This is a genomic window from Bacteroides sp. FSHCM14E1 (assembly GCF_019633785.1).
Taxonomy (GTDB): Bacteria; Bacteroidota; Bacteroidia; order Bacteroidales; family Bacteroidaceae; genus Bacteroides; species Bacteroides hominis.
The window spans coordinates 1-19,862 of sequence record NZ_JADKYL010000018.1 but is presented as its reverse complement, the minus strand read 5'-3'; the positions used below and the strand labels follow the sequence as shown (position 1 = coordinate 19,862).

Genomic DNA, 19,862 nt, shown 5'->3' with positions numbered 1-19,862 from the left:
TAAAAGCATGGAAAATAATAAAAGAAAGGTGTAGCCATCCCAGGATGACTACACCTTTTCTTTATCGGCAGATGATTGTGCCTATTTTACGATTCCACGTTTTGACTCCTTGACGAATGCAACGATATTTTCTATCTCTTCGCTCATGGGAACCTGGTCTACAATTTTTTGTACTGCATCCTGCAGGCTGAAATTGCCCTGATAGATCAAACGGTAAGCATTGGCAATATGTCGCAAGACCCTTTCGCTCGTATTTTTATGTTGTTGTAATACTACAGCGTTTACTCCGTGATATTCTACCGGATTTCCGGCCATAATAACATAAGGAGGTACGTCTTTTGATATGCGGCAACCGCTCTGAATCAACGTCCATTGTCCTACATGGCAATATTGATGGAGTGTGACGTTTCCACTCAGGATCACGCAATCGTCCAAGGCACATTCTCCGGCAATTGTAGTACCGATACCGGCTACGCAATTGTCACCGATTTGTACGTCATGACAGACATGAACCTTGTCCATCAGGAAGTTGCCGTTGCCGATCTTTGTGGCGTTTCCGCCGAAAGTGGCCCGGCTGATGACTACATTCTCGCGGATATGATTGTTATCACCGATGATCAGTGAACTTTCTTCTCCTTTGTAATGGAAATCCTGTGGCTCCGCTCCGAGTACGGCGTGTTGATGCACTTTGTTACCTTTTCCCAGCTGCGTACCATTCAGTATGCTGGCATAAGACATAATGATGCAGTCGTCCCCTATTTCGACATTATCTTCAATGTAAGCGAACGGTTGAATGGTGACATTCTTACCGATTTTTGCCCCGGGGGCTATCGATGCTAATGGACTAATCATAATTGTATTGTATTTAAAGTTAATCTTCTCTTCCGCCGCCTAATGCCTGATAAAGGCTTACTACAGCCTGCATCCGGTCGAAAGTATCGTTTACCTGAGATAAACGGGCACTGAGCAAAGATTGTTCGGCCGACAATACCTCCAGATAAGTAGACGTCCCTAATTTAAACAATTCTTTTGTATATTCAGATGCTTTCTCTGATGATTCCACTTGCATTTTGCGGGAAGCCGTTTTTTCGGAAGCACTCTGATACTGGTACAGTGCATTGCTTACTTCACTTCCTGCATTCAGTATACTCTGTTGGAAGGCCAGTTTAGCTTCTTCCTGTTGTGCCTTGGCTATCTTCAGACGGGCGATGTTTGCACCCCGGTAGAACAGCGGCTGAGTAAGTGAACCAAGTACGGAGGCCAGCAGTTTACCCGGGTTGACAATGGCGCTACCGGCACTGTTGGTCCATCCGGCTGACCCACTGATTGTGATCTGCGGATAGAAGGCGGCACGGGCTGAGTTTGCATTGTAATAAGTGCTGGCCAGAGCCATTTCGGCTGCTTTTACATCCGGACGGTTAGAAAGTAGCTGCAAAGGAACACCTACTGAAAACTCTTCCGGCAATTGCTGTTCTTCAAGGACTCCCCGTTGAATAGTCTGCGGCGCCTGTGCCAGCAGCATAGACATGGCATTTTCGGTTTCGCGGATACTCTGCTGAATGGCTGGGATAGAGGCCAATACTTGTGCATAGGCAGCTTTGCTTTGTTCCACTCCGGCAGAGGTCGTGTTGAACATGGCGGCATCCTTCATAGCTTGCATCGTTTCAACATTACGTTTCATGATGTCGGCGGTCTGTTCGGTGATGTCGAGCTGACGGTCGAGCATTAATAGCGTGTAGTATGTATTGGCAATTCCCGAGATGATCTGGGTCTGTACAGCTTGGCGATATGCTTTCGTTTGTAACAATGCTACTTGTGCACCCCGTTTGGCATTCAGCAGTTTGCCGAACAAATCGATCTCCCAACTGGCAGTTGCAGGCAGTGAATAAGTTTTCGTTGCCGCATGTTTGTCGAAACTGCTGATGGTTCCTTGTGGTGACAATCCGAGTGAAGGAGCATAAGCCAAGCGGGCTGACATCAGCGATGCCTGTGCCTCTTTCACTTTCAGTGCGGCAGTCAGCAGGTCAGTATTGTGAGTCAGTCCCTGTTCGATTAACGCTTGTAACTGAGGATCTGTGAAGACCTCTCTCCAAGGCAGATTTCCGAAGTTGGCAGTATCGGATACCAAAGTATCGGCAACAGATACTGTATCCCGGTAAAGCCCGGAAGCTTCTATATCCTTAGGTCTGTCATATGATTTATAGATGTGGCAGCTGCTCAGGAGAGCAGTTGCACACAACATACCTATAATTTGTTTCTTCATATTCTTTTCTTTATTCCTATTTAGCGTATTGTTCAATTTCTGTTTCTGCATCTGTATTATCGATGTCTTCCCATTCGATAGGTTTCACCTTCTCCTGTAAATACTGGAAGAGAACGAACAAAGCAGGAACCACAAATATCTGGCATATCATACCGATAAACATACCGCCTACCGCAGCTGTACCCAAAGCACGGTTACCATTGGCACCTACTCCCATGGCAAGCATCAACGGAATCAAACCTACTACCATTGCTAAAGAGGTCATCAGAATAGGACGGAGACGTGCACCTGCTCCCAATACGGCAGCCCAGGTGATGCTCATACCCATCTTACGACGGTCGAGGGCAAATTCGACAATCAGGATCGCATTCTTTGCTAACAAACCTATCAACATAATCAATGCAATCTGCATATAAATGTTGTTGGTAGCTGCTCCTAAAATAGGGATGATATTATTGGCCAATCCCATCAGGTGGGCAAAGATGAAGCTGCCTGCCAGACCGAAAGGAATAGAAAGCAATACAGCCAATGGTAAAATATAACTTTCGTACTGGGCACTCAGCAACAAATAAACGAATACGAAGCAAAGAACGAAGATCATAGCTGTGGAGCTGCCACTGGAGCTTTGTTCTTCGCGGGTCATACCCGAGAATTCATAGCCATATCCTGTAGGTAAAGTCTGTTCGGCTACTTCCTGCATTGCCTGGATGGCTTGACCGGAACTATAGCCGTCAGCGGGAGAACCGTTGATGGTCATAGCGGTAAACATGTTGAATCGCTTGATATTATCCGGTCCGTAGATGCGCTTAATATTCATAAACTGAGTGATAGGCGCCATTTCGTTACCATTGCGTATCTTGATTGACTTCAGCGACTCGAGGTTGGTGCGACTGTTCGGTTCCGCTTGAATCATTACGCGATACATTTTACCGAAGCGGTTGAAGTTTGAAGAATACAAACCACCGTAGTAGCCTTGCAAAGTGGTCAGAATATCGTTAGGTGATAGTCCGGCTTTCTTACAGGCAGCTGCGTCGATGTCTATCATGTATTGCGGGAAGTTCGGATTGAACGATGTTTGCGCTGATTGAATTTCGGGACGGGCCTGCAATTTAGAGATGAAATCCTGAGCCACCTCATAGAATTTGTCAAGGCTACCTCCCGTTTTATCCTGTAGGTTCATCTCAAAACCGTTGGACACACTATAACCCGGAATCATCGGTGGAGCGAACAACAGTACACGGGCGTCTTTAATCACTTCATGAGCTTTGAGGTATAACATGCCCGAAACAAAGTCTGAACGTTCTTTGATGGATCGCTCATCCCAGTTTTTCAGTTTACAAATAAATGAACCGTAGCTGGGTCCCTGTCCTGCTATGAAGCTATAGCCTACAATCATCGTACGGCTGTCGATTGCCGACTCTGAAGCTATCAGGCTGTCTACCTGTTGCATCACCGCTTCGGTACGTTCTTTAGAACTACCCGGGGGCATGTCGACAACAGCCATGATGGTACCTGTATCTTCATTCGGAACCAAACCGGTCGGGGTGATATTCATCAGGAAAATCATCAGGGCAAAGCCGGCTACTACCGCACTGATTGTAAGCCAAGGTTTCTGGATGAAGAATAGTACCCTTTTCTTATATTTTTTCAAAATCGTATCGTATGCCGCATTGAATGAAGCATGGAAACGTTTGGCAAGCGTCACTTTTTCTTTTTTGTTCGGATCGTGTGGTTTCAGTAGGATGGCACACAGTGCAGGACTCAATGTCAAAGCATTCAAGGCCGAAAGTGCAATAGCGATAGCCATTGTCAGACCGAACTGGCGATAGAATGTACCGGAAGTACCGGACATGAAACTTACCGGAATAAATACAGACATCATTACCAATGTGATAGAAACGATGGCACCTCCCAATTCATTCATGGCGTCGATGGAAGCCAGACGGGCTGATTTATAGCCTTGGTCAAGTTTTGCATGGACGCCTTCCACGACGACGATCGCATCATCGACCACAATCGCTATGGCAAGTACCATGGCACATAGTGTCAGAAGGTTGATACTGAACCCAATCAGATATAAGACAAAGAACGTACCGATCAATGCAACCGGGATGGCGATAGCAGGAATCAATGTGGAGCGTAGATCCTGCAGGAAAATGTATACCACAATGAATACAAGAATAAATGCCTCGATCAATGTCTTGACTACCTCATGAATAGAGGCGAACAAGAAGTCATTGGCATTCTGTGATACATTTACTTTGACGCCCGGTGGGAAGGTAGAAGCTGACTTATCCAGTAAGGCGAGGATGTCGTTGATAATAGCTGTCGCATTCGAACCGGCTGTCTGGAATACGATGATGGTTACTGCCGGATGCCCGTTCACTTTATTGGTAAATCCGTAAGTCAGACGTCCCAATTCTACACTGGCGATGTCTTTCAGTCGAAGTACCTGTCCGTCTTCAGTAGCACGGATTACAATATTCTCAAATTCTTCTTGACTTTGCAGGCGCCCCTTGTATCTCAGAGTATATTGAAAAGTCTGGTTACCCTCTTCACCGAATGCTCCCGGAGCAGCCTCAATGTTCTGTTCGGCCAATGCTGCGGAAACATCGGTAGGCATCAGGTGATATTGGGCCATGATATCCGGTTTCAGCCAGATACGCATTGAATAGTCTGCACCAAGCACCATGGCGTCACCTACACCCGGTACGCGTTGCACTTCCGGCACCAGATTGATCTTGGCATAATTTTCCAGAAATTCGTTATCGTATTTGTCGTCGGAACTATATAAAGAGAATACCAGCAACATACTGGTCTGTCGTTTTGAAGTGATGACGCCTACTTTGGTTACTTCGGCGGGTAGCAGACCTTGTGCTTTGGCTACGCGGTTTTGAACGTTTACCGCGGCCATATCCGGATCGGTGCCTTGTTTAAAGTATACGTCAATACGGGCTTCACCGGTATTGGTTGCTGTGGAACTCATGTACATCATGTTTTCCACACCGTTGATTTGCTCCTCCAGCGGGGCGACTACACTGTTTAATACCGTTTGTGCATTAGCACCCTGATAAGTGGTCGAAACGCTTACCGTAGGTGGGGCAATATCCGGATATTGGGAAATAGGCAGCGAAATCAAGCCCAGAATACCCAAGATTACTATAACGATGGAGATCACCGTAGATAGTACCGGACGATTAATAAATCTATCTAGTTTCATATTTAACTTGCTATGCTGATTTTATTTTCCTTGTTTTTTCTCTTCAAGTGCTTGTTGGAAGTTGGCTTTAGCCTGTTCCGGAGTAACTGGTTTGATTGCCTGTCCGTCTTTCAGGGTGCTGGCATTATCCAAGACCACTTTTTCACCAGCTTTCAAGCCGGAAGTCACTACGTAATCGTGTCCGTTATCCACATTGAAAACATTTATTTCAGTCATCTTTACAGTATTGTCCGGCTGCAATACGAAAGCAAATTTCTTGTCTTGTATTTCCGTTGTAGCTTTTTGCGGAATAACAATTGCATTTTCCAGATGATAGGGTACGATCAGGTTGGCCATACCACCGCTTCTCAGCAAATGTTCTTTGTTAGGGAAAGTGGCCCGAATACTTACTGCTCCGGTATTTTGGTTGATGACACCACTAATGGTGGACATTTTACCTTTATCGGCGTAGGTGGTTCCGTCCGATAGTTCAAGCCCTACCTCCGGATAAGACTCTACAGCTGAAATCTGAGAACCGTCTTTACGTACCAGTGCCAATAGATCTTTTTCAGTCAGTGAAGAGTAGACATACATTTCGTTAATGTCCGAAACGATGGTCAGCGGAGTTTGGATAGAAGGGCTGACAAGGCTTCCCAGACGATAAGGAATTGTGTTGACAATACCATCTGAAGGGCTTTTTACATTGGTGAAGGTTAAATTTTGTTCTGCACTTATCAGTTGTGCCTGTGCGGAAGCCAGTTGTGCTTTGGCAGATGCCAGAGAGTTTTCTGCCATCGCCAGGTCGTAATCACTGATGATATTCTTTTTATTCAATTCACGTTTGTTGTTCACTGTGATTTCTTGTGTGTTCACTCCGGCTTTTGCAGTAGCTACAGCTGCTTTGGCCGAACGGACAGCGGCTTCATATTGTACCGGGTCGATGATGAACAATATCTGTCCTTTGCGTACCATAGAACCTTCGTCTACGCAAACTTTTGTGATGAATCCCGATACTTGCGGACGGATTTCTACGTCTTGTTTACCTTTGATAGTGGCCGGATAGGAACTCTTCAGATTTACTGTAGTGGGTTGCAGCACCTGCACTGCGCATTCCGGGGTTCCCCCGCTCAGGTCAAATCCCTTTTTGCCGCAACTCGACAGGAGGGCTAAACAAAATGCAAATAAAACAATTTTACTTTTCATACCTTCTTTATATTCAATTTATAATGATGTCCATTTTGTGGTAATGTGATTTATCGTGCTAACCCTTCAATGATAAGGGAGAGAAAACCGAATGTACTTAATCAGTTTTCTGCGCAAAAGTACTCTTTTTTCCATCTTGATGTTCTTTGAATAGCTGTTTTTTAACTATGTTTTTCTCTAATTAATATAGGTGTTGCGTAAAAAGCTGTCAAAAGGTATCTGTCATTCTCGTTGGAAAGACTGCATAAGCGGAGCGGGAAAGGTATATATAAAAACAGTGACCCGGAACACTCCGGATCACTGTTTGATTGTTGCTTTGAGGAGTTTCTTTTTAATTCCTTACATGTTGACTTTATGACGTACAGGTGTCAGGATGAAACTGAATTCATAATCCTGATAAGGTACGCGGTACTTTTCAAGCGGAAGTGTTCCCCAACTGTTGACACATCCTAATCCCATCTGCACCTTGTCAATGCACAGATTGGTGAAAGGAGCTTTCGGCACTTCAGGAGAGTGACGTTGGTCTTTCTGTGCTCCGTCATCCAAAGATTCGATGCTGTAGTTCAGGGCAGAAGCAGAGAAAGGAGTATCGCCTACGAACTGCAAGCCGTTTCCGCTGACGTTCAATACTCTCCACCAACGTAAATCGGTCTTGGTTCCGGTTTCCTGCGGTCGGATATATGGATAGAATTGTTCGGCAACTGTCTGGCGATATTTGCCAAGCATGGTAGAGTGATTACGGTCGGCGTAATTTTCTATCGGACCGCGGCCATAATATTCTACTTCATTAAAGTTCTCGGGCATTTGCATTTGCATGCCAAAGCGGAACATATCAGAAACTTTCTCTTCTTTGCCGGCTTCCATCTTTTGAGTTACTTTGATGGCGCCTTCATTGTTGATGACGTAAGTCAGGAACAATTTACCCTTTACGGCTTTCATGTCATATTCTGCCTGAATAACCGCCTGCTCGTTTTCAATATTCTGTTTCAGAGAAGTTAACTTCAGTCCCGGATTTTTCCATACGGCATACCGGTGCTGCAATCCTGCTCCATAGTCGTTGTCGGTAGGAGCACGCCAGAAGTTGGGAGTCAGTTGGGCTCCCTGATTCAATAACTGTATGCCGTCTGCTTCGTAGCGAGAAAGATAGCCATTGTGTTTATTGAATTCAATAATGAAGTTTTCACCTTCTACAATCAGGTAGTTATGATCGTTATCTTTGATAACCGGTACATGAACGGCAATGTTAGATGCCTTCCGGTTTTTTAATTCCGGAGTTTGGGCTTTGTACGGACGGATGGTCAACTGGTCATATGCCACTGTACTTCCTGCCGGCATCAATGTTTCGGCGGATTTCAGTTTGTAAGCTACGTTGAGTAGCAGTTCTTTGCATGGGCAGATATTTTCCGTATTCAGATTCAGTTTAAGGGTAGCTGTTTGTTGTGGAGCCACGTTCAGTTCCTGAATCACTCCGGCTTGCATTACTTCGCCGTCTGCCAGTAATTGCCACTCCATATAGTATGCAGACAAGTCGCGGAAGAAGTTTTCATTGTATACTTTTATTTCTCCTTTGGCAAGGTCTGCGGGAGTGGTCCAAATGGACTGATAGAAATATCCTACTTCATGGGCATGCGGATTCGGACGGCGGTCGGGACTGATCAAACCGTTATTATTAAAGTTATTGTCCGAAGCGTCATATTTATTGAAATCGCCGCCGTATCCGTAAATATCTACACCGTCTTTATTCTTCCAGTGGTTGGATTGGTCAACAAAGTCCCAGATGAATCCGCCCTGGTATTTCGGATATTTACGTATCAGATCCCAATATTCTTTGAAACCACCCTGTGAGTTACCCATGGCGTGGGCATATTCACACTGAATCAGGGGCTTGTCTATGTTGCCTTCACAATATTTCTTGCAGGCATCATAATCGTAATACATCGGGCAGAAAATGTCTGTGAACTGATTGGTGCCTGCCTGTTCGTATTGTACGGCACGCGTTTTGTCTTCATTCTTGATCCATGTGTAGCATTGTTCGAAGTTCGGACCGTATCCGGCTTCGTTCCCTAAAGACCAGAAGATGATGGAAGGATGGTTATACCCTCTTTGTACGTTGCGTTGGTTACGTTCCAGATGTGCTTTTTTATAAGATGGATTTTTGGCAAGTGTCTCTTTGCCATATCCCATTCCGTGTGATTCTACATTGGCTTCCGCCACTACGTAAATGCCGTATTGGTCGCAAAGGTCGTACCACAGATTGTCGTCCGGATAGTGACAGGTACGCACGGCATTGATGTTCAGCTGTTTCATTCGTAAGATGTCTTGCAGCATGCGCTCACGTGAAACAACATATCCGCCGTCCGGATCTATTTCATGACGGTCGGCGCCTTTGAAAAGCACCGGCTGACCGTTTACCAGGATTTGTCCGCCTTTCAGTTCTATTTTGCGGAAACCTATTTTGACCGGGATCACTTCCAAGGTGGTATTGTTACCACTTTTCAATGTTGCAGTCAATGTATATAAATTGGGTGTTTCTGCGGTCCATTTTGCGGGATTGTCTACGTTCATGCCAACAGACTTTTTACCGTTTCCGCTAACTTGGGCTGTGGCTACGTTTTTCCCTGTCGGATCTGCCAGATTCAGTTCTACCGTTCCGCTTCCGTTTAGGTTGAGTGCTATATCCAGTGTACCGTTTGTATAATTGGCGTCCAAATCAGGCGTTACACGAATGTCCTGAATATATTTCTTATTGCGGCTGTATAGGTAGCAGTCACGTCCTACTCCGGAGTAGCGGAAAAAGTCCTGATCCTCCAGATATGTTCCATCACACCAGCGGAATACTTGGAAAGCGATCAGGTTTTTACCGGGTTTCAGGTAATTGGTCAGGTTAAATTCGGCTTCCAGCTTACTGTCCTCGCTATAGCCTACATATTTACCGTTGACCCATAAATACATATTTGAGGTTACCGAGCCGAAGTGAGCGAATATCTCTTTTCCTGACCATTCGGCAGGGATGATGATCTCTTTCCGGTATGAACCTACATGATTGTTTTCTATGGGTACAAAAGGCGGATTGTTTTTGTATTGGTTTCTCCAGGCATAACCTACATTCACATAAATAGGATCACCGTAACCGTTCATTTCCCATACACCGGGAACTTTCATTTGTCCCCATCCTTTGTCGTTATAGTCAGTCCGGTAGAAGTCGGTCGGACGTGCATCGGCATCTTTCACCCAGTTGAAGTTCCAGATTCCGTTCAGGGTTAAAAAGTTACTTGAGTTTTCTTTGTCAGCTTTCGCTGCTTCTTCACTTGAAGAGTAAGCAAAGTAATTGGTGTGCATCGGTGCACGGTTTACCGCATTAATTTCGGGGTTTTTCCATTCGTCATGTTGAGCCATGGTTGCGAGGCTACATATCGCCAGGCAGCAAGTCAGCAGTTGTCTTTTCATGGGGTTAATCTTATTAGGTTTGTAAATTGTTGGTCAAAGATACGTTTTTTGTCTTGTCAAGCAGACTCTTTTTGAATAAATTAGTGTAAAGTATAGCATTAATTAATGGATAAGGTTTATTTTTGCAGCATGTTAAAAGACAGTATACATAGAAAAAAACGATTCATCCGTAGTCTGTTGGGCGTCGCTATTTTGATGGCTACTCTTTATTCCTGTGCCAGTATGGGGCGTCCGGATGGAGGACCTTTTGATGAAACGCCACCCCGCTTCATCGGCAGTGCGCCGGCAGCAGGAGCTGTAAATAATAAAAAGTCAAAGATTGTTCTTGATTTCGATGAGTTCATTAAGCTCGAGAAGGCTAATGAAAAGGTAGTGGTTTCACCACCCCAGTTGCAACAACCCGAAATAAAACCCGGAGGAAAGCGGATCACCGTAAATCTTCTCGACTCTTTAAAACCCAATACAACTTATACTATCGATTTCTCCGATGCCATTGTTGATAACAATGAAGGTAACCCGCTTGGTAACTTTGCGTTTACGTTCTCTACGGGAGCTTCCATTGATACGATGGAGGTGTCGGGCACATTACTTGAGGCTTCCGATCTGGAGCCTATAAAAGGTATGTTAGTGGGGCTTCATTCCAACCTGAATGACTCGGCTTTTACCAAATTACCTTTTGATCGTGTGGCTCGCACCGATAGTCGTGGGCATTTTACGATTCGTGGAGTTGCACCGGGTAAATATCGTATTTTCGGTTTGATGGATGCCGATCAGAACTTTTTCTATAATCAGAAAGCCGAAGCTGTAGCTTTCAATGATTCATTGATTATTCCCCGCTTTGAAGAGAGAATACGTCAGGATACCACATGGGTCGACTCACTGACTATCGATACTATTGTTGAACAGAAGTATACTTATTACCTGCCCGATAATATTGTGCTCCGTTCGTTCAAAACACCTTCTGTTTCACAATATCTGGTTAAGAGTGAACGCCTTACTCCCCAAAAGTTTTCTTTGTATTTTTCGGCTCCGGCGGACTCTTTACCTGTACTGAAAGGACTGAACTTCGATGAAAAGGACGCTTTTATTGTAGAAAAAACATTCCGTAACGATACTATCCATTATTGGATACGCGACTCGTTGCTCTATAAGCAGGATACGCTTACGTTGAGTTTGAACTATTTGTACACAGATACGTTAAATCAGTTGGTCCCACGTACAGATACGCTGAGGTTGGCTGCGAAGAAAGTGAAGAAAGAAGAACCTAAAAAGAAAAAGAAGAAAGACGATGAGCCCGAACCTACCAAGTTTTTGTCGGTAAATACTCACGCGCCTTCATCTATGGACGTATTCGATTATATTACCCTGACTTTCGAAGAACCGGTCGCGCGCTTTGACAGTGCCGCTATCCATCTTCGACAGAAGGTAGATACGATATGGACGGATGTTTCTTTTGAGTTCGAACATGATTCACTGGATGTGCGCCGCTATAATCTCTATTATGACTGGGAACCCGGGGGAGAGTATGAGTTTGCCGTTGACTCTACAGCTTTTCATGGTATTTATGGTTTGTTTACCAATAAAATAAAACAAGCTTTCAAGGTTCGCCAGATCGAAGAATATGGTAACGTGTTCCTCAATATAACCGGAGCAGATTCTATTGCTTTTGTCGAACTGTTGGATAATCAGGATAAAGTGCTTCGACGGCGTCCGGTGGTTGACGGGAGGGCGGAGTTCTATTATCTGAATCCCGGCAAATATGGAGCCCGGTTGATTAATGACACCAACGGTAACGGAGTATGGGATCCCGGTGACTACGAAAAGGGTATACAGCCGGAGATGGTATACTACTATCCGCATATCATTGAATTTAAAGCGAACTGGGATGCCACTCAGGACTGGAATGTGACGGCTGTGCCTCTGGATAAGCAAAAGCCGGACGAACTTAAAAAACAGAAACCAGATGAAGACAAGAAGAAAAAGACCCGAGATAGTCAAAATGCTAACCGTAACCGCCGTAACAATTAGGCGGAAAGAGTTGGTATGTCTTATTATTGCTCTGCTTTTTGCTTTCCCATTGTCGGGTAACGCACAATGTGAAGCGAAAAACGATGCGTTTAAATCCGGTGAGCACGTCATGTACGAACTCTATTTCAACTGGAAATTCATCTGGAAGAAAGTAGGCTTGGCCAGTCTGACTACCAATTCCACAACGTATCATTCCGAACCTGCCTATCGGGTCAATCTGCTGGCCATCAGCAGTAAGGAAGCCGATTTCTTTTTTAAGATGCGGGATACCTTAACGAGTGTCATGACGGAGAAACTCGAGCCACGTTATTTCAGGAAAGGTGCCGAAGAAGGAAAACGTTATACCGTTGATGAGGCCCGTTTTTCTTTCCGTAACGGGATGTGCTACGTCAACCAGAAACGGGTGCGTAAGGATGGGAGTGTCACAGAGACAGAGCAAAGCGATACCCGGTGTATTTATGATATGTTGAGTATTCTGGCGCAGGCCCGTTCGTTCGATCCGAAAGATTACACCGTCGGCCAACGTATTCAGTTTCCGATGGCGACAGGGCGTAAGGTAGAGGAGCAGACCCTCATTTACAGGGGTATCAAGAAGATTACTGCCGAAAACGATACGACCTATCGCTGTCTGATATTCTCACTGGTAGAGTACAATAAAAAGGGAAAGGAGAAAGAGGTTATAACGTTTTATGTAACAGACGACCGGAATCATCTTCCGGTACGGTTGGATATGCACCTTAACTTTGGTTCGGCCAAAGCATTCCTGCGGAGTGTCAGCGGTTACCGTCATCCCCAGACCTCTATCATTACAAAGTAAACGGAACTTCGTCTTTTTTTCGGAATACGCTTGACTCAAAGGTGGCTATCAGCCTGCCTTCCTGATCGGTTACATCTATCTGATAGTAACCCGTACTGCGTCCTGTATAGCGTTCTCGTGCTTCGGCATAAAGCGTGTCGCCCGGTCCGCTGGCCCGTAAGAAGGTGATGTTGGAAGAAAGGGAGAAGGCCAGTGTGCCGTGTGAATTGGCTGCCGCTGCCAGTGCCAGGTCAGCCAAAGTAAAGATGGCACCTCCCTGTGTCCGTTGTCCTGCATTCAGATGTTCGGGCTTGATTTCCAGTTTTGCTTTACTGTATCCTTCCCTTATTTCAATCAACTCTACACCTGCGTTGGTGGCAAAAAGGTCATTTTTAAAGAATTCTTGTGCTGTCATTTTAATATCTGTTCCGATTTATTACAAAAGGACGCGGAGTATACAGAAAAAGTTATCAGTCCTGTTCCCTCCGCGTCCTTTGTGGTGCTTTTAAATAATTTTCTGAGATTTTATTTATTCAGTTTCCACTCAAATCCGTCCTTAGTATCTTTAATTTCGAATCCCAGTGCAGTCAGTTCGTTGCGGATCAGGTCACTCGTAGCCCAGTCTTTGTTAGCTTTTGCTTTCACCCGCTGTTCCAGCAGCATATCGACCACTTTCCCATAAGCGGCTTCACGTCCGTCCGACGAGCCGATTTCTTCTTTCAGGCCCAGGATATCGAAGCAGAATGTATGGAATACTTCTTTCAGTTCTTTCAGGTCATCGGCAGAGATGGTATTGTTTCCGGCAATGATATTATTGATCATCTTGGCTCCGTCAAAGAGATGTGAAATCACAATCGGAGTGTTCAAGTCATCATTCATCGCTTCAAAGCATTTCGTGCGCAAGCTTTTTACGTCGACGTTCGAAGTAGCTGCAGGAGTGATTTTCTCCAGACCATCCACTGCTTCCATCAGTCGGCTCAGTCCTTTTTCTGCTGCCTGTAATGCTTCGTTGCTGAAATCCACCGGACTGCGGTAGTGTGCCTGCAAGATAAAGAATCGTATGGTCATCGGGCTGTAAGCCTGAGTCAGCAATTTGTGTGAGCCGCTGAAGAATTCATCCAGCGTGATGAAGTTTCCGAGACTCTTGCCCATCTTGGTGCCGTTGATGGTGATCATGTTGTTGTGCATCCAGTAGTGAACCATATCGTCACCCTGTGAAGCTACCGACTGTGCGATTTCGCATTCGTGGTGCGGGAAGATAAGGTCCATGCCTCCTCCGTGAATGTCGAAGTGTTCGCCCAGATACTTACGTCCCATGGCTGTACACTCGGCATGCCAGCCGGGGAAACCGTCACCCCATGGCGAAGGCCAGCGCATGATGTGTTCCGGTTGTGCCCGCTTCCAAAGGGCAAAGTCGGCAGGATTATGTTTTTCTTCCTGTCCGTCCAGTTCGCGGGTTGTATTCAGTACATCGTCCAGATTGCGTCCCGAGAGTTTACCATAATGGTAGTCTTTATTGTATTTGGCTACATCGAAGTATACCGAACCCTGGCTTTCGTATGCATAGCCGGCATCCAGAATCTTTTTTACCAATTCGATCTGCTCGATGATATGTCCCGAGGCATGTGGTTCAATGCTGGGGGGAAGTACGTTCAGTGCCTCCATGGCTTTATGGTACCGGTTCAGGTAGTATTGCACTACTTCCATGGGTTCCAGTTGTTCCAGACGGGCTTTCTTGGCAATTTTATCTTCCCCTTCGTCTGCGTCATGTTCCAGGTGGCCTACGTCGGTAATGTTACGCACGTATCGCACTTTATAGCCCAACCGGGTGAGATAACGGAAGAGTACGTCGAACGTGATGGCCGGACGGGCATGTCCCAGATGTGCATCGCCATATACCGTCGGTCCGCAGACATACATGCCCACATGTGGAGCGTGCAAAGGCACAAACAGCTCTTTTTTTCTATCTAAAGTGTTGTAAATCGTCAGTTGATGTTCCATAACGTTTGAGATTTATTCTGTTTTAAACCACAAAGTTAGAATAAATAATTTGAATTGGGACGTGTTCTGCCGGATTATTCTCTGTAAGTATATGTGTCTGATGTAAGATCGGACCATTCATACGAAAAATGCATTCCGATCTTCCATCTTCCACCTTTTTCTGTTTATTTGTCTAATTATCAACGAAATGAATGGGTGGAAGATAGCGTTTTCAAGCCGTTTATCTTCCACCTTTATCTTCCATCTTCCACCCACTGTTTTTGATGGATAAGGTATTGATCTGTAATTGTATATAGCGTGTTATCTATCTGTTTATGCCGTTTAAAGCATTTCCTTTTCCTTAGTATCTTTAGTGAAAATGGTCCGGACTTTATCTCGTCCCGCATGCCCGGGCCCATAAGCCCGCATACCTGTGCCCATGAGCCCGCATACCCGGGCCCACCGGCCCGGGTATACGGGCTGAGATAAGTTTAGTATGATGAATGATAATATACTTATATATAACGCGTTAATATCATGGAGAAATCAACTTGCTTTCTTATTAATTTCTGTGTTTAAGCTGTTGTCTCCCCCTTCTCGGGTGCTTTTGTAAAGAACTTGTTTACGACCGCAGCTACACCGTCCTCCTCGTTGCTAAGGGTAATGTAGTCGGCGGCTTTCTTTACCGGTTCCTGTGCATTGCCCATGGCTACACCCAATCCGGCAAATTGAATCATTGAAAGATCGTTGTAGCCGTCGCCTACAGCCACCATCTCTTCCCGGTTCATGTTCAGCTTGTTAAGTAAGACAGATAAAGATTGTGCCTTGTCTATTCCCTGTGGCACCAGTTCGAGGAAGAAGGGCTCCGAGCGGTAAACATTCAGTTGACCTTGCAGTTCTACCGAAAGTTCGGCTTCAATGGGAATCAGACGATGTGGCTCACCCACAATCAAGCACTTAGGAAGCGGCAGACGGATATCTTTCAGAAAATCCTTGGAAGGATATATCTGCATTTTATTGAGGAAAGCCTCTTTCCGGACATACACGTCATCGGGATATTCAGTGATGATATATTGCCGGTCGTAAGTCAGGATAGGGAGTTGGTTGCGTGTGGCGCATTTGTATAGCCGAGGTATCACTTCGTCCGGCAATACATTGGCATAAACGATCTCTCCGGTACTCCAGTCAATAATTTCTCCGCCGTTATAGGAGAGGATAAATCCGCCGAACTCCTTCATGTGCAGTTCGTCGGCCAAGGGTGCAATACCAAAGGTGGGACGTCCCGATGCAAGTATCAGTTTCACACCCTGTTGTTGTACACGTATCAGTGCTTCTCGGTTGCGTGGAGTTATCTCTTTTTTAGCGTTGGTCAGTGTTCCGTCCAAGTCGAGTACGAGGAGTTTGTATTTCATCAGTCGCTTTTGTTTGGGTTTTGAGGGTGCAAAGGTAGTGGTTTTGGGTATATCACCAAACAGGATGCGAGTAAATAAAGAATTAATGATACGTAGTCTGTTTGATGCGCTTTGATACGTTTATGCTATTGGGGAATTTATTGTCTTGAAATTTTTCTTTATTTTCTTTAAAACCAGAAATAAATACACGATATTTGTATAAATAGAGAATTAGATATGAGGCCGATAAAACTAATTTGGGGTATTGGAGGGACACTATTGGTAGCTTTATTAATAGGTTGTTATTTCTATCAGAGAAGTAATGAGATGATGCGTGTGGAATCAAAAAATTTATTCATACAGGCATTAAAAGGCGAAATGCTGCGAATGGAAAGGGAACTGGATCTACCATGTGTGTCTATGAATGTATCGGGTGCAACGGCTCCTTGGACCAGACTTTCTGTGAAAACTGAGTTTGGTACAAAAGATTATGTTGTAGATGTAAAAAAGGATTTGAAAAATATATCTTCTGATTTTAATGAGCGTTCTTTGCATTCTGTTGTTTGTATGGAGAAGCAGCTTTCTGCTGATACTTTGAATCGGATTTGGGCAGATAGTTTGAGAATGTGGCATATTGTCGCTAAAACCTCTGTACAGGTAGTTACTGTCGATTCAAGTAAATGTATTCGTTCTGAAGGGAGTTGTGGCAATGATTGTTTTGTATCGCCCATTTGGATTGCCTATGTCGGGAACGAGTGTGAGGTAGAGGTTGCCGGTTTTTTATCTTCTACTTGTTGGTCGGTGATTCGATACTCTTCTTCTTCATTTGTCCTTATTGTTGGAGTGACTTTTATACTTATTGCTTTTTTCTACTATGTGTATAAGGTGAAAAAACGTTTGTCTGATTCGGAGGTTGAAGAAGAGCTTCTAAAGGAAAGGCTGGAGAAGGAGAGAGAGCGGTATCAAGATTTAGAAGAGAAACGCAGGCAATATGAACAACAATTGAATTTGCTTCAACAAGAAGAAAAAATGCGGATAAGAGAACTGAGTGATCTACGGGAGAAGCATAAACAAAAAGAAGTTCAGATTGAAATATTGTCAGTAGAGAAGAAACGTAGCAAAGAACAGCAAAGTATTCTTGCAAAGGATTGTCAAGAGCGTATGCTCCAAATAACGATGCTTTCCGATAAATTGGAAAAGGAAAAGATAGATCGGGAAGAGCTTCAACAAAAGTTGGCTGCATGCGAACAGCAAATAGCAGAACTGAGAAAAATAAAAGAAATGTTTGGTGAAGAATTAGTCATTTATAAACTCTGTTCAGAGTTGACTTTTGATCCTCGAAATCATATTTTGGATTGTGCCGGAAACCGGATAAAACTGGATGCTCAGGGTAGTCGGCTTTTACTCCTTTTTTTAGAGGCTCCTGAAAATAAACTATCATCTGAAGAACTGCTTGAAATGATGTGGGCTGATCGTCAAAAGGATAAGAATCGTTTATGGACGGCTATTTCTCGTTTGCGTAAAACTTTAGCGCCTACTCGTGTTATCATAAAGGTGAAAAATGAAGGCGGGTATCAGTTGGTGCTGCCTAAGAAGAGTGATGACTTTTCGCAGAGAGAACTCTTTTGATGTAAGTTTTGGTAAGGGGGGCATTTTGTTGATTTTTAACTTGTAAGTTTTAGTAAGGAACGTTTTCTTAATAGACAGAAGAAATCGTCTATATTTGTTATGTGTTACTAAAACAACCGAGTATATGAAAAAGTATTTAAAATCAATTGGCTGTTTTGCCATTTTCGTATTGGCTGTATTCTCGTATTTCAGAGAGCAATCTTATAAGTTGGATTCTTTGTCATTGCAGAATGTTGAAGCATTGGCTGAAGGTGAGGAATATACACATATTTCTTGTATAGGTGTAGGCTCTTTGGATTGTCCTGTTAATCATAGTGGTGTGAAATATATATTTAAAGGATATTAAATATTTAATTGGGTTGGGAAGGGAGTGGAACGATGCATGCTCTGGAAAAGTTTAGAATCGTCCACTCCCGGAAAAACCTTCAAAAGAAAGGAGGTTTATAGGTTACAAAGGTAATGAATTTAAGTAAGAATCAGTAGGTGCATCATTTACTTTTTCTGCGGGTGGGTGATTCCCCGAAAAAGAGACACAAGAAACAACAAAATTATTAACCTCATAAAAAGGTGTGAAAATTATGAGTAAGAAAATCTTCGCGGCCCTGATAGTCGCTGTAGTCGCAACTTTTGCAGGCTACAATATATATCAGTCACAGAAAACAGAGAAAATAGTTTCAGACTTGGTGATGGCTAATGTCGAAGCATTGGCAGGCGATACTGAGGGTGGTGCTACTATCACTTGCTCCCGTACGTGTTCTGATGGAGTAGGACGTTGCTACAAGGTTTATGATGATTGGGGAAACTGTCATTTTGACGGTAGTCAAATATATTCTTGTACCTGTTAACTATTAAGCAGAAGTTATACCAAATGTTTAGAGTTTCTTCATTTCCTTTTTTAAAATACAGGAGAGGAGATGATTACTACAAATTTCTTGGTATAACTTCCTGCATTGTTAATCTAATCTAATAAAGTTATGAAGAATATCTTGTTACCACTTCTCTTGTTTGTACTTTTTTCATGTAAAAGTACTGGAGATAAAACCGACTGTGAAGTATTACATGTCGATTTGGTTGAACGCCCTGTTCCAATGGAAGAATTATTTTCTAAAATATCTGTCATTCCATTGGAAACCAATGATAGTTCCTTTCTTGTAAGGCCTGTGAAAGTTATTATTAAAGATAACAGATATTATATTGTCGATGAAGGGGTTCCGGCTGTGTTTTCTTTTGATGAAGAAGGGCATCTTTTGCATAAAATAGGTAAAAAGGGACAAGGTCCCGGAGAGTATCGTGAAATATACGATGCCGTTATTAAAGAAAAAGAAAATGCAGTGTATATGCTATCTCCATTTGGCTCTCTTTATGTGTATTCTCTGGATGGAAAATTCATAAAAGAAATAGAACTGCCAACGAGGGCAAATTATCAATTGATAGAGGAGCTGGAGAGTAAGTATTTCGTTACATGGACACTACCTGCCTCTGAGAATGATAATTGTATCAGCGTTATTTCTAAAGAGTCTTCCAAGAATGTGAAAGAATTTTGGCATGTTCCTCCCGTTCTCACTACTCTGAATTCTAAACCTTTTTATAATTATGAACATAAAGTATATTTTTCCAATCCTTATCAAAATGAAGTATATGAAGTAAGGACAGATAGCTTACGGGTTGCATACCGTTGGGATTTTGGAAAAGATAATCTTGATTTGAAGGAGTATGGATTCACTTTATTAGAGGATAAAAAGGTTGAAGAATATAAATTAATGTTGCAGTATTTACGTGATTCTACTGTGCCTTATTTATTAAGGCATCAATTTCAGAATAAAAAATATTATTATACCATGTTGACGTTTGGCTTTCGGCATCGGATAAATCTTTTTTATCGAAAGGATGACGGCAAGAGTTTCTTTTTTGAGAAAACAGCGGAAG

Annotated in this window: 14 protein-coding genes; 6 read left to right on the top strand and 8 right to left on the bottom strand. The window is 43.7% G+C overall.

The features are described from left to right. Positions 1 to 81 precede the first annotated feature (81 nt). From lpxA to ISX59_RS19720, 5 genes are all read right to left on the bottom strand, one after another. Complete coding sequence (gene lpxA, locus ISX59_RS19740; protein WP_005779566.1) at positions 82 to 852, bottom strand: acyl-ACP--UDP-N-acetylglucosamine O-acyltransferase; 771 nt, start codon at positions 850 to 852, stop codon at positions 82 to 84. A gap of 19 nt (positions 853 to 871) precedes the next feature. Further along, the gene (locus tag ISX59_RS19735; RefSeq protein WP_005779564.1) at positions 872 to 2,263 is read right to left on the bottom strand and encodes an efflux transporter outer membrane subunit; all 1,392 of its coding nucleotides are present in this window, start codon (positions 2,261 to 2,263) and stop codon (positions 872 to 874) included. A 16-nt stretch (positions 2,264 to 2,279) separates the two neighbouring features. Beyond that, on the bottom strand, positions 2,280 to 5,483 hold the full coding sequence (locus tag ISX59_RS19730) for an efflux RND transporter permease subunit (RefSeq protein ID WP_220576209.1): 3,204 nt from the start codon (positions 5,481 to 5,483) through the stop codon (positions 2,280 to 2,282). Between the two features lie 21 nt (positions 5,484 to 5,504). Continuing rightward, positions 5,505 to 6,665 carry an efflux RND transporter periplasmic adaptor subunit gene (locus ISX59_RS19725; RefSeq protein WP_005812297.1) on the bottom strand — a complete coding sequence of 387 codons (1,161 nt, stop codon included), beginning with the start codon at positions 6,663 to 6,665 and terminating at the stop codon, positions 5,505 to 5,507. Between the two features lie 339 nt (positions 6,666 to 7,004). Beyond that, on the bottom strand, positions 7,005 to 10,112 hold the full coding sequence (locus tag ISX59_RS19720; protein WP_032542257.1) for a glycoside hydrolase family 2 TIM barrel-domain containing protein: 3,108 nt from the start codon (positions 10,110 to 10,112) through the stop codon (positions 7,005 to 7,007). A 105-nt stretch (positions 10,113 to 10,217) separates the two neighbouring features. On the opposite strand from ISX59_RS19720, the gene ISX59_RS19715 reads away from it, so the two are divergent. Beyond that, positions 10,218 to 12,140 carry an Ig-like domain-containing protein gene (locus tag ISX59_RS19715; protein ID WP_080720180.1) on the top strand — a complete coding sequence of 641 codons (1,923 nt, stop codon included), beginning with the start codon at positions 10,218 to 10,220 and terminating at the stop codon, positions 12,138 to 12,140. Next, positions 12,076 to 12,957, top strand: a complete 882-nt coding sequence (locus ISX59_RS19710) for a DUF3108 domain-containing protein (RefSeq protein ID WP_032530739.1) — start codon at positions 12,076 to 12,078, stop codon at positions 12,955 to 12,957. Before ISX59_RS19715 ends, ISX59_RS19710 begins: the two co-directional genes overlap by 65 nt. On the opposite strand, the gene ISX59_RS19705 is transcribed toward ISX59_RS19710, so the two are convergent. From ISX59_RS19705 to ISX59_RS19695, 3 genes are all read right to left on the bottom strand, one after another. After that, positions 12,947 to 13,351 carry a PaaI family thioesterase gene (locus ISX59_RS19705; protein ID WP_005779558.1) on the bottom strand — a complete coding sequence of 135 codons (405 nt, stop codon included), beginning with the start codon at positions 13,349 to 13,351 and terminating at the stop codon, positions 12,947 to 12,949. The genes ISX59_RS19710 and ISX59_RS19705 overlap by 11 nt on opposite strands. Before the next feature lie 110 nt (positions 13,352 to 13,461). Beyond that, positions 13,462 to 14,937 carry a cysteine--tRNA ligase gene (gene cysS / locus ISX59_RS19700; RefSeq protein ID WP_005812284.1) on the bottom strand — a complete coding sequence of 492 codons (1,476 nt, stop codon included), beginning with the start codon at positions 14,935 to 14,937 and terminating at the stop codon, positions 13,462 to 13,464. 554 nt (positions 14,938 to 15,491) lie between these two features. Next, positions 15,492 to 16,328 (bottom strand): Cof-type HAD-IIB family hydrolase, encoded by an 837-nt coding sequence (locus ISX59_RS19695; protein ID WP_005822640.1) that lies wholly within the window; start codon positions 16,326 to 16,328, stop codon positions 15,492 to 15,494. Between the two features lie 216 nt (positions 16,329 to 16,544). On the opposite strand from ISX59_RS19695, the gene ISX59_RS19690 reads away from it, so the two are divergent. The 4 genes from ISX59_RS19690 to ISX59_RS19675 form a co-directional block, all read left to right on the top strand. Next, positions 16,545 to 17,936 carry a winged helix-turn-helix domain-containing protein gene (locus ISX59_RS19690; protein ID WP_220576208.1) on the top strand — a complete coding sequence of 464 codons (1,392 nt, stop codon included), beginning with the start codon at positions 16,545 to 16,547 and terminating at the stop codon, positions 17,934 to 17,936. A 124-nt stretch (positions 17,937 to 18,060) separates the two neighbouring features. Then, a complete protein-coding gene (locus ISX59_RS19685; protein WP_032541087.1) occupies positions 18,061 to 18,282 on the top strand; it encodes an NVEALA domain-containing protein in 222 nt (73 codons plus the stop codon). Between the two features lie 232 nt (positions 18,283 to 18,514). Next, on the top strand, positions 18,515 to 18,781 hold the full coding sequence (locus tag ISX59_RS19680) for an NVEALA domain-containing protein (RefSeq protein WP_005797066.1): 267 nt from the start codon (positions 18,515 to 18,517) through the stop codon (positions 18,779 to 18,781). Positions 18,782 to 18,910: 129 nt separating this feature from the next. Beyond that, positions 18,911 to 19,862, top strand: a 952-nt coding sequence (locus ISX59_RS19675) for a 6-bladed beta-propeller (RefSeq protein WP_220576207.1), incomplete at its 3' end; no start/stop codon positions are given.

Bases quoted from the DNA above. Each gene is read 5' to 3' on its own strand.
- lpxA (WP_005779566.1), bottom strand. From the start codon at position 852: ATGATTAGTCCATTAGCATCGATAGCCCCCGGGGCAAAAATCGGTAAG.
- ISX59_RS19735 (WP_005779564.1), bottom strand. From the start codon at position 2,263: ATGAAGAAACAAATTATAGGTATGTTGTGTGCAACTGCTCTCCTGAGC.
- ISX59_RS19730 (WP_220576209.1), bottom strand. From the start codon at position 5,483: ATGAAACTAGATAGATTTATTAATCGTCCGGTACTATCTACGGTGATC.
- ISX59_RS19725 (WP_005812297.1), bottom strand. From the start codon at position 6,665: ATGAAAAGTAAAATTGTTTTATTTGCATTTTGTTTAGCCCTCCTGTCG.
- ISX59_RS19720 (WP_032542257.1), bottom strand. From the start codon at position 10,112: ATGAAAAGACAACTGCTGACTTGCTGCCTGGCGATATGTAGCCTCGCA.
- ISX59_RS19715 (WP_080720180.1), top strand. From the start codon at position 10,218: ATGGATAAGGTTTATTTTTGCAGCATGTTAAAAGACAGTATACATAGA.
- ISX59_RS19710 (WP_032530739.1), top strand. From the start codon at position 12,076: ATGAAGACAAGAAGAAAAAGACCCGAGATAGTCAAAATGCTAACCGTA.
- ISX59_RS19705 (WP_005779558.1), bottom strand. From the start codon at position 13,351: ATGACAGCACAAGAATTCTTTAAAAATGACCTTTTTGCCACCAACGCA.
- cysS (WP_005812284.1), bottom strand. From the start codon at position 14,937: ATGGAACATCAACTGACGATTTACAACACTTTAGATAGAAAAAAAGAG.
- ISX59_RS19695 (WP_005822640.1), bottom strand. From the start codon at position 16,328: ATGAAATACAAACTCCTCGTACTCGACTTGGACGGAACACTGACCAAC.
- ISX59_RS19690 (WP_220576208.1), top strand. From the start codon at position 16,545: ATGAGGCCGATAAAACTAATTTGGGGTATTGGAGGGACACTATTGGTA.
- ISX59_RS19685 (WP_032541087.1), top strand. From the start codon at position 18,061: ATGAAAAAGTATTTAAAATCAATTGGCTGTTTTGCCATTTTCGTATTG.
- ISX59_RS19680 (WP_005797066.1), top strand. From the start codon at position 18,515: ATGAGTAAGAAAATCTTCGCGGCCCTGATAGTCGCTGTAGTCGCAACT.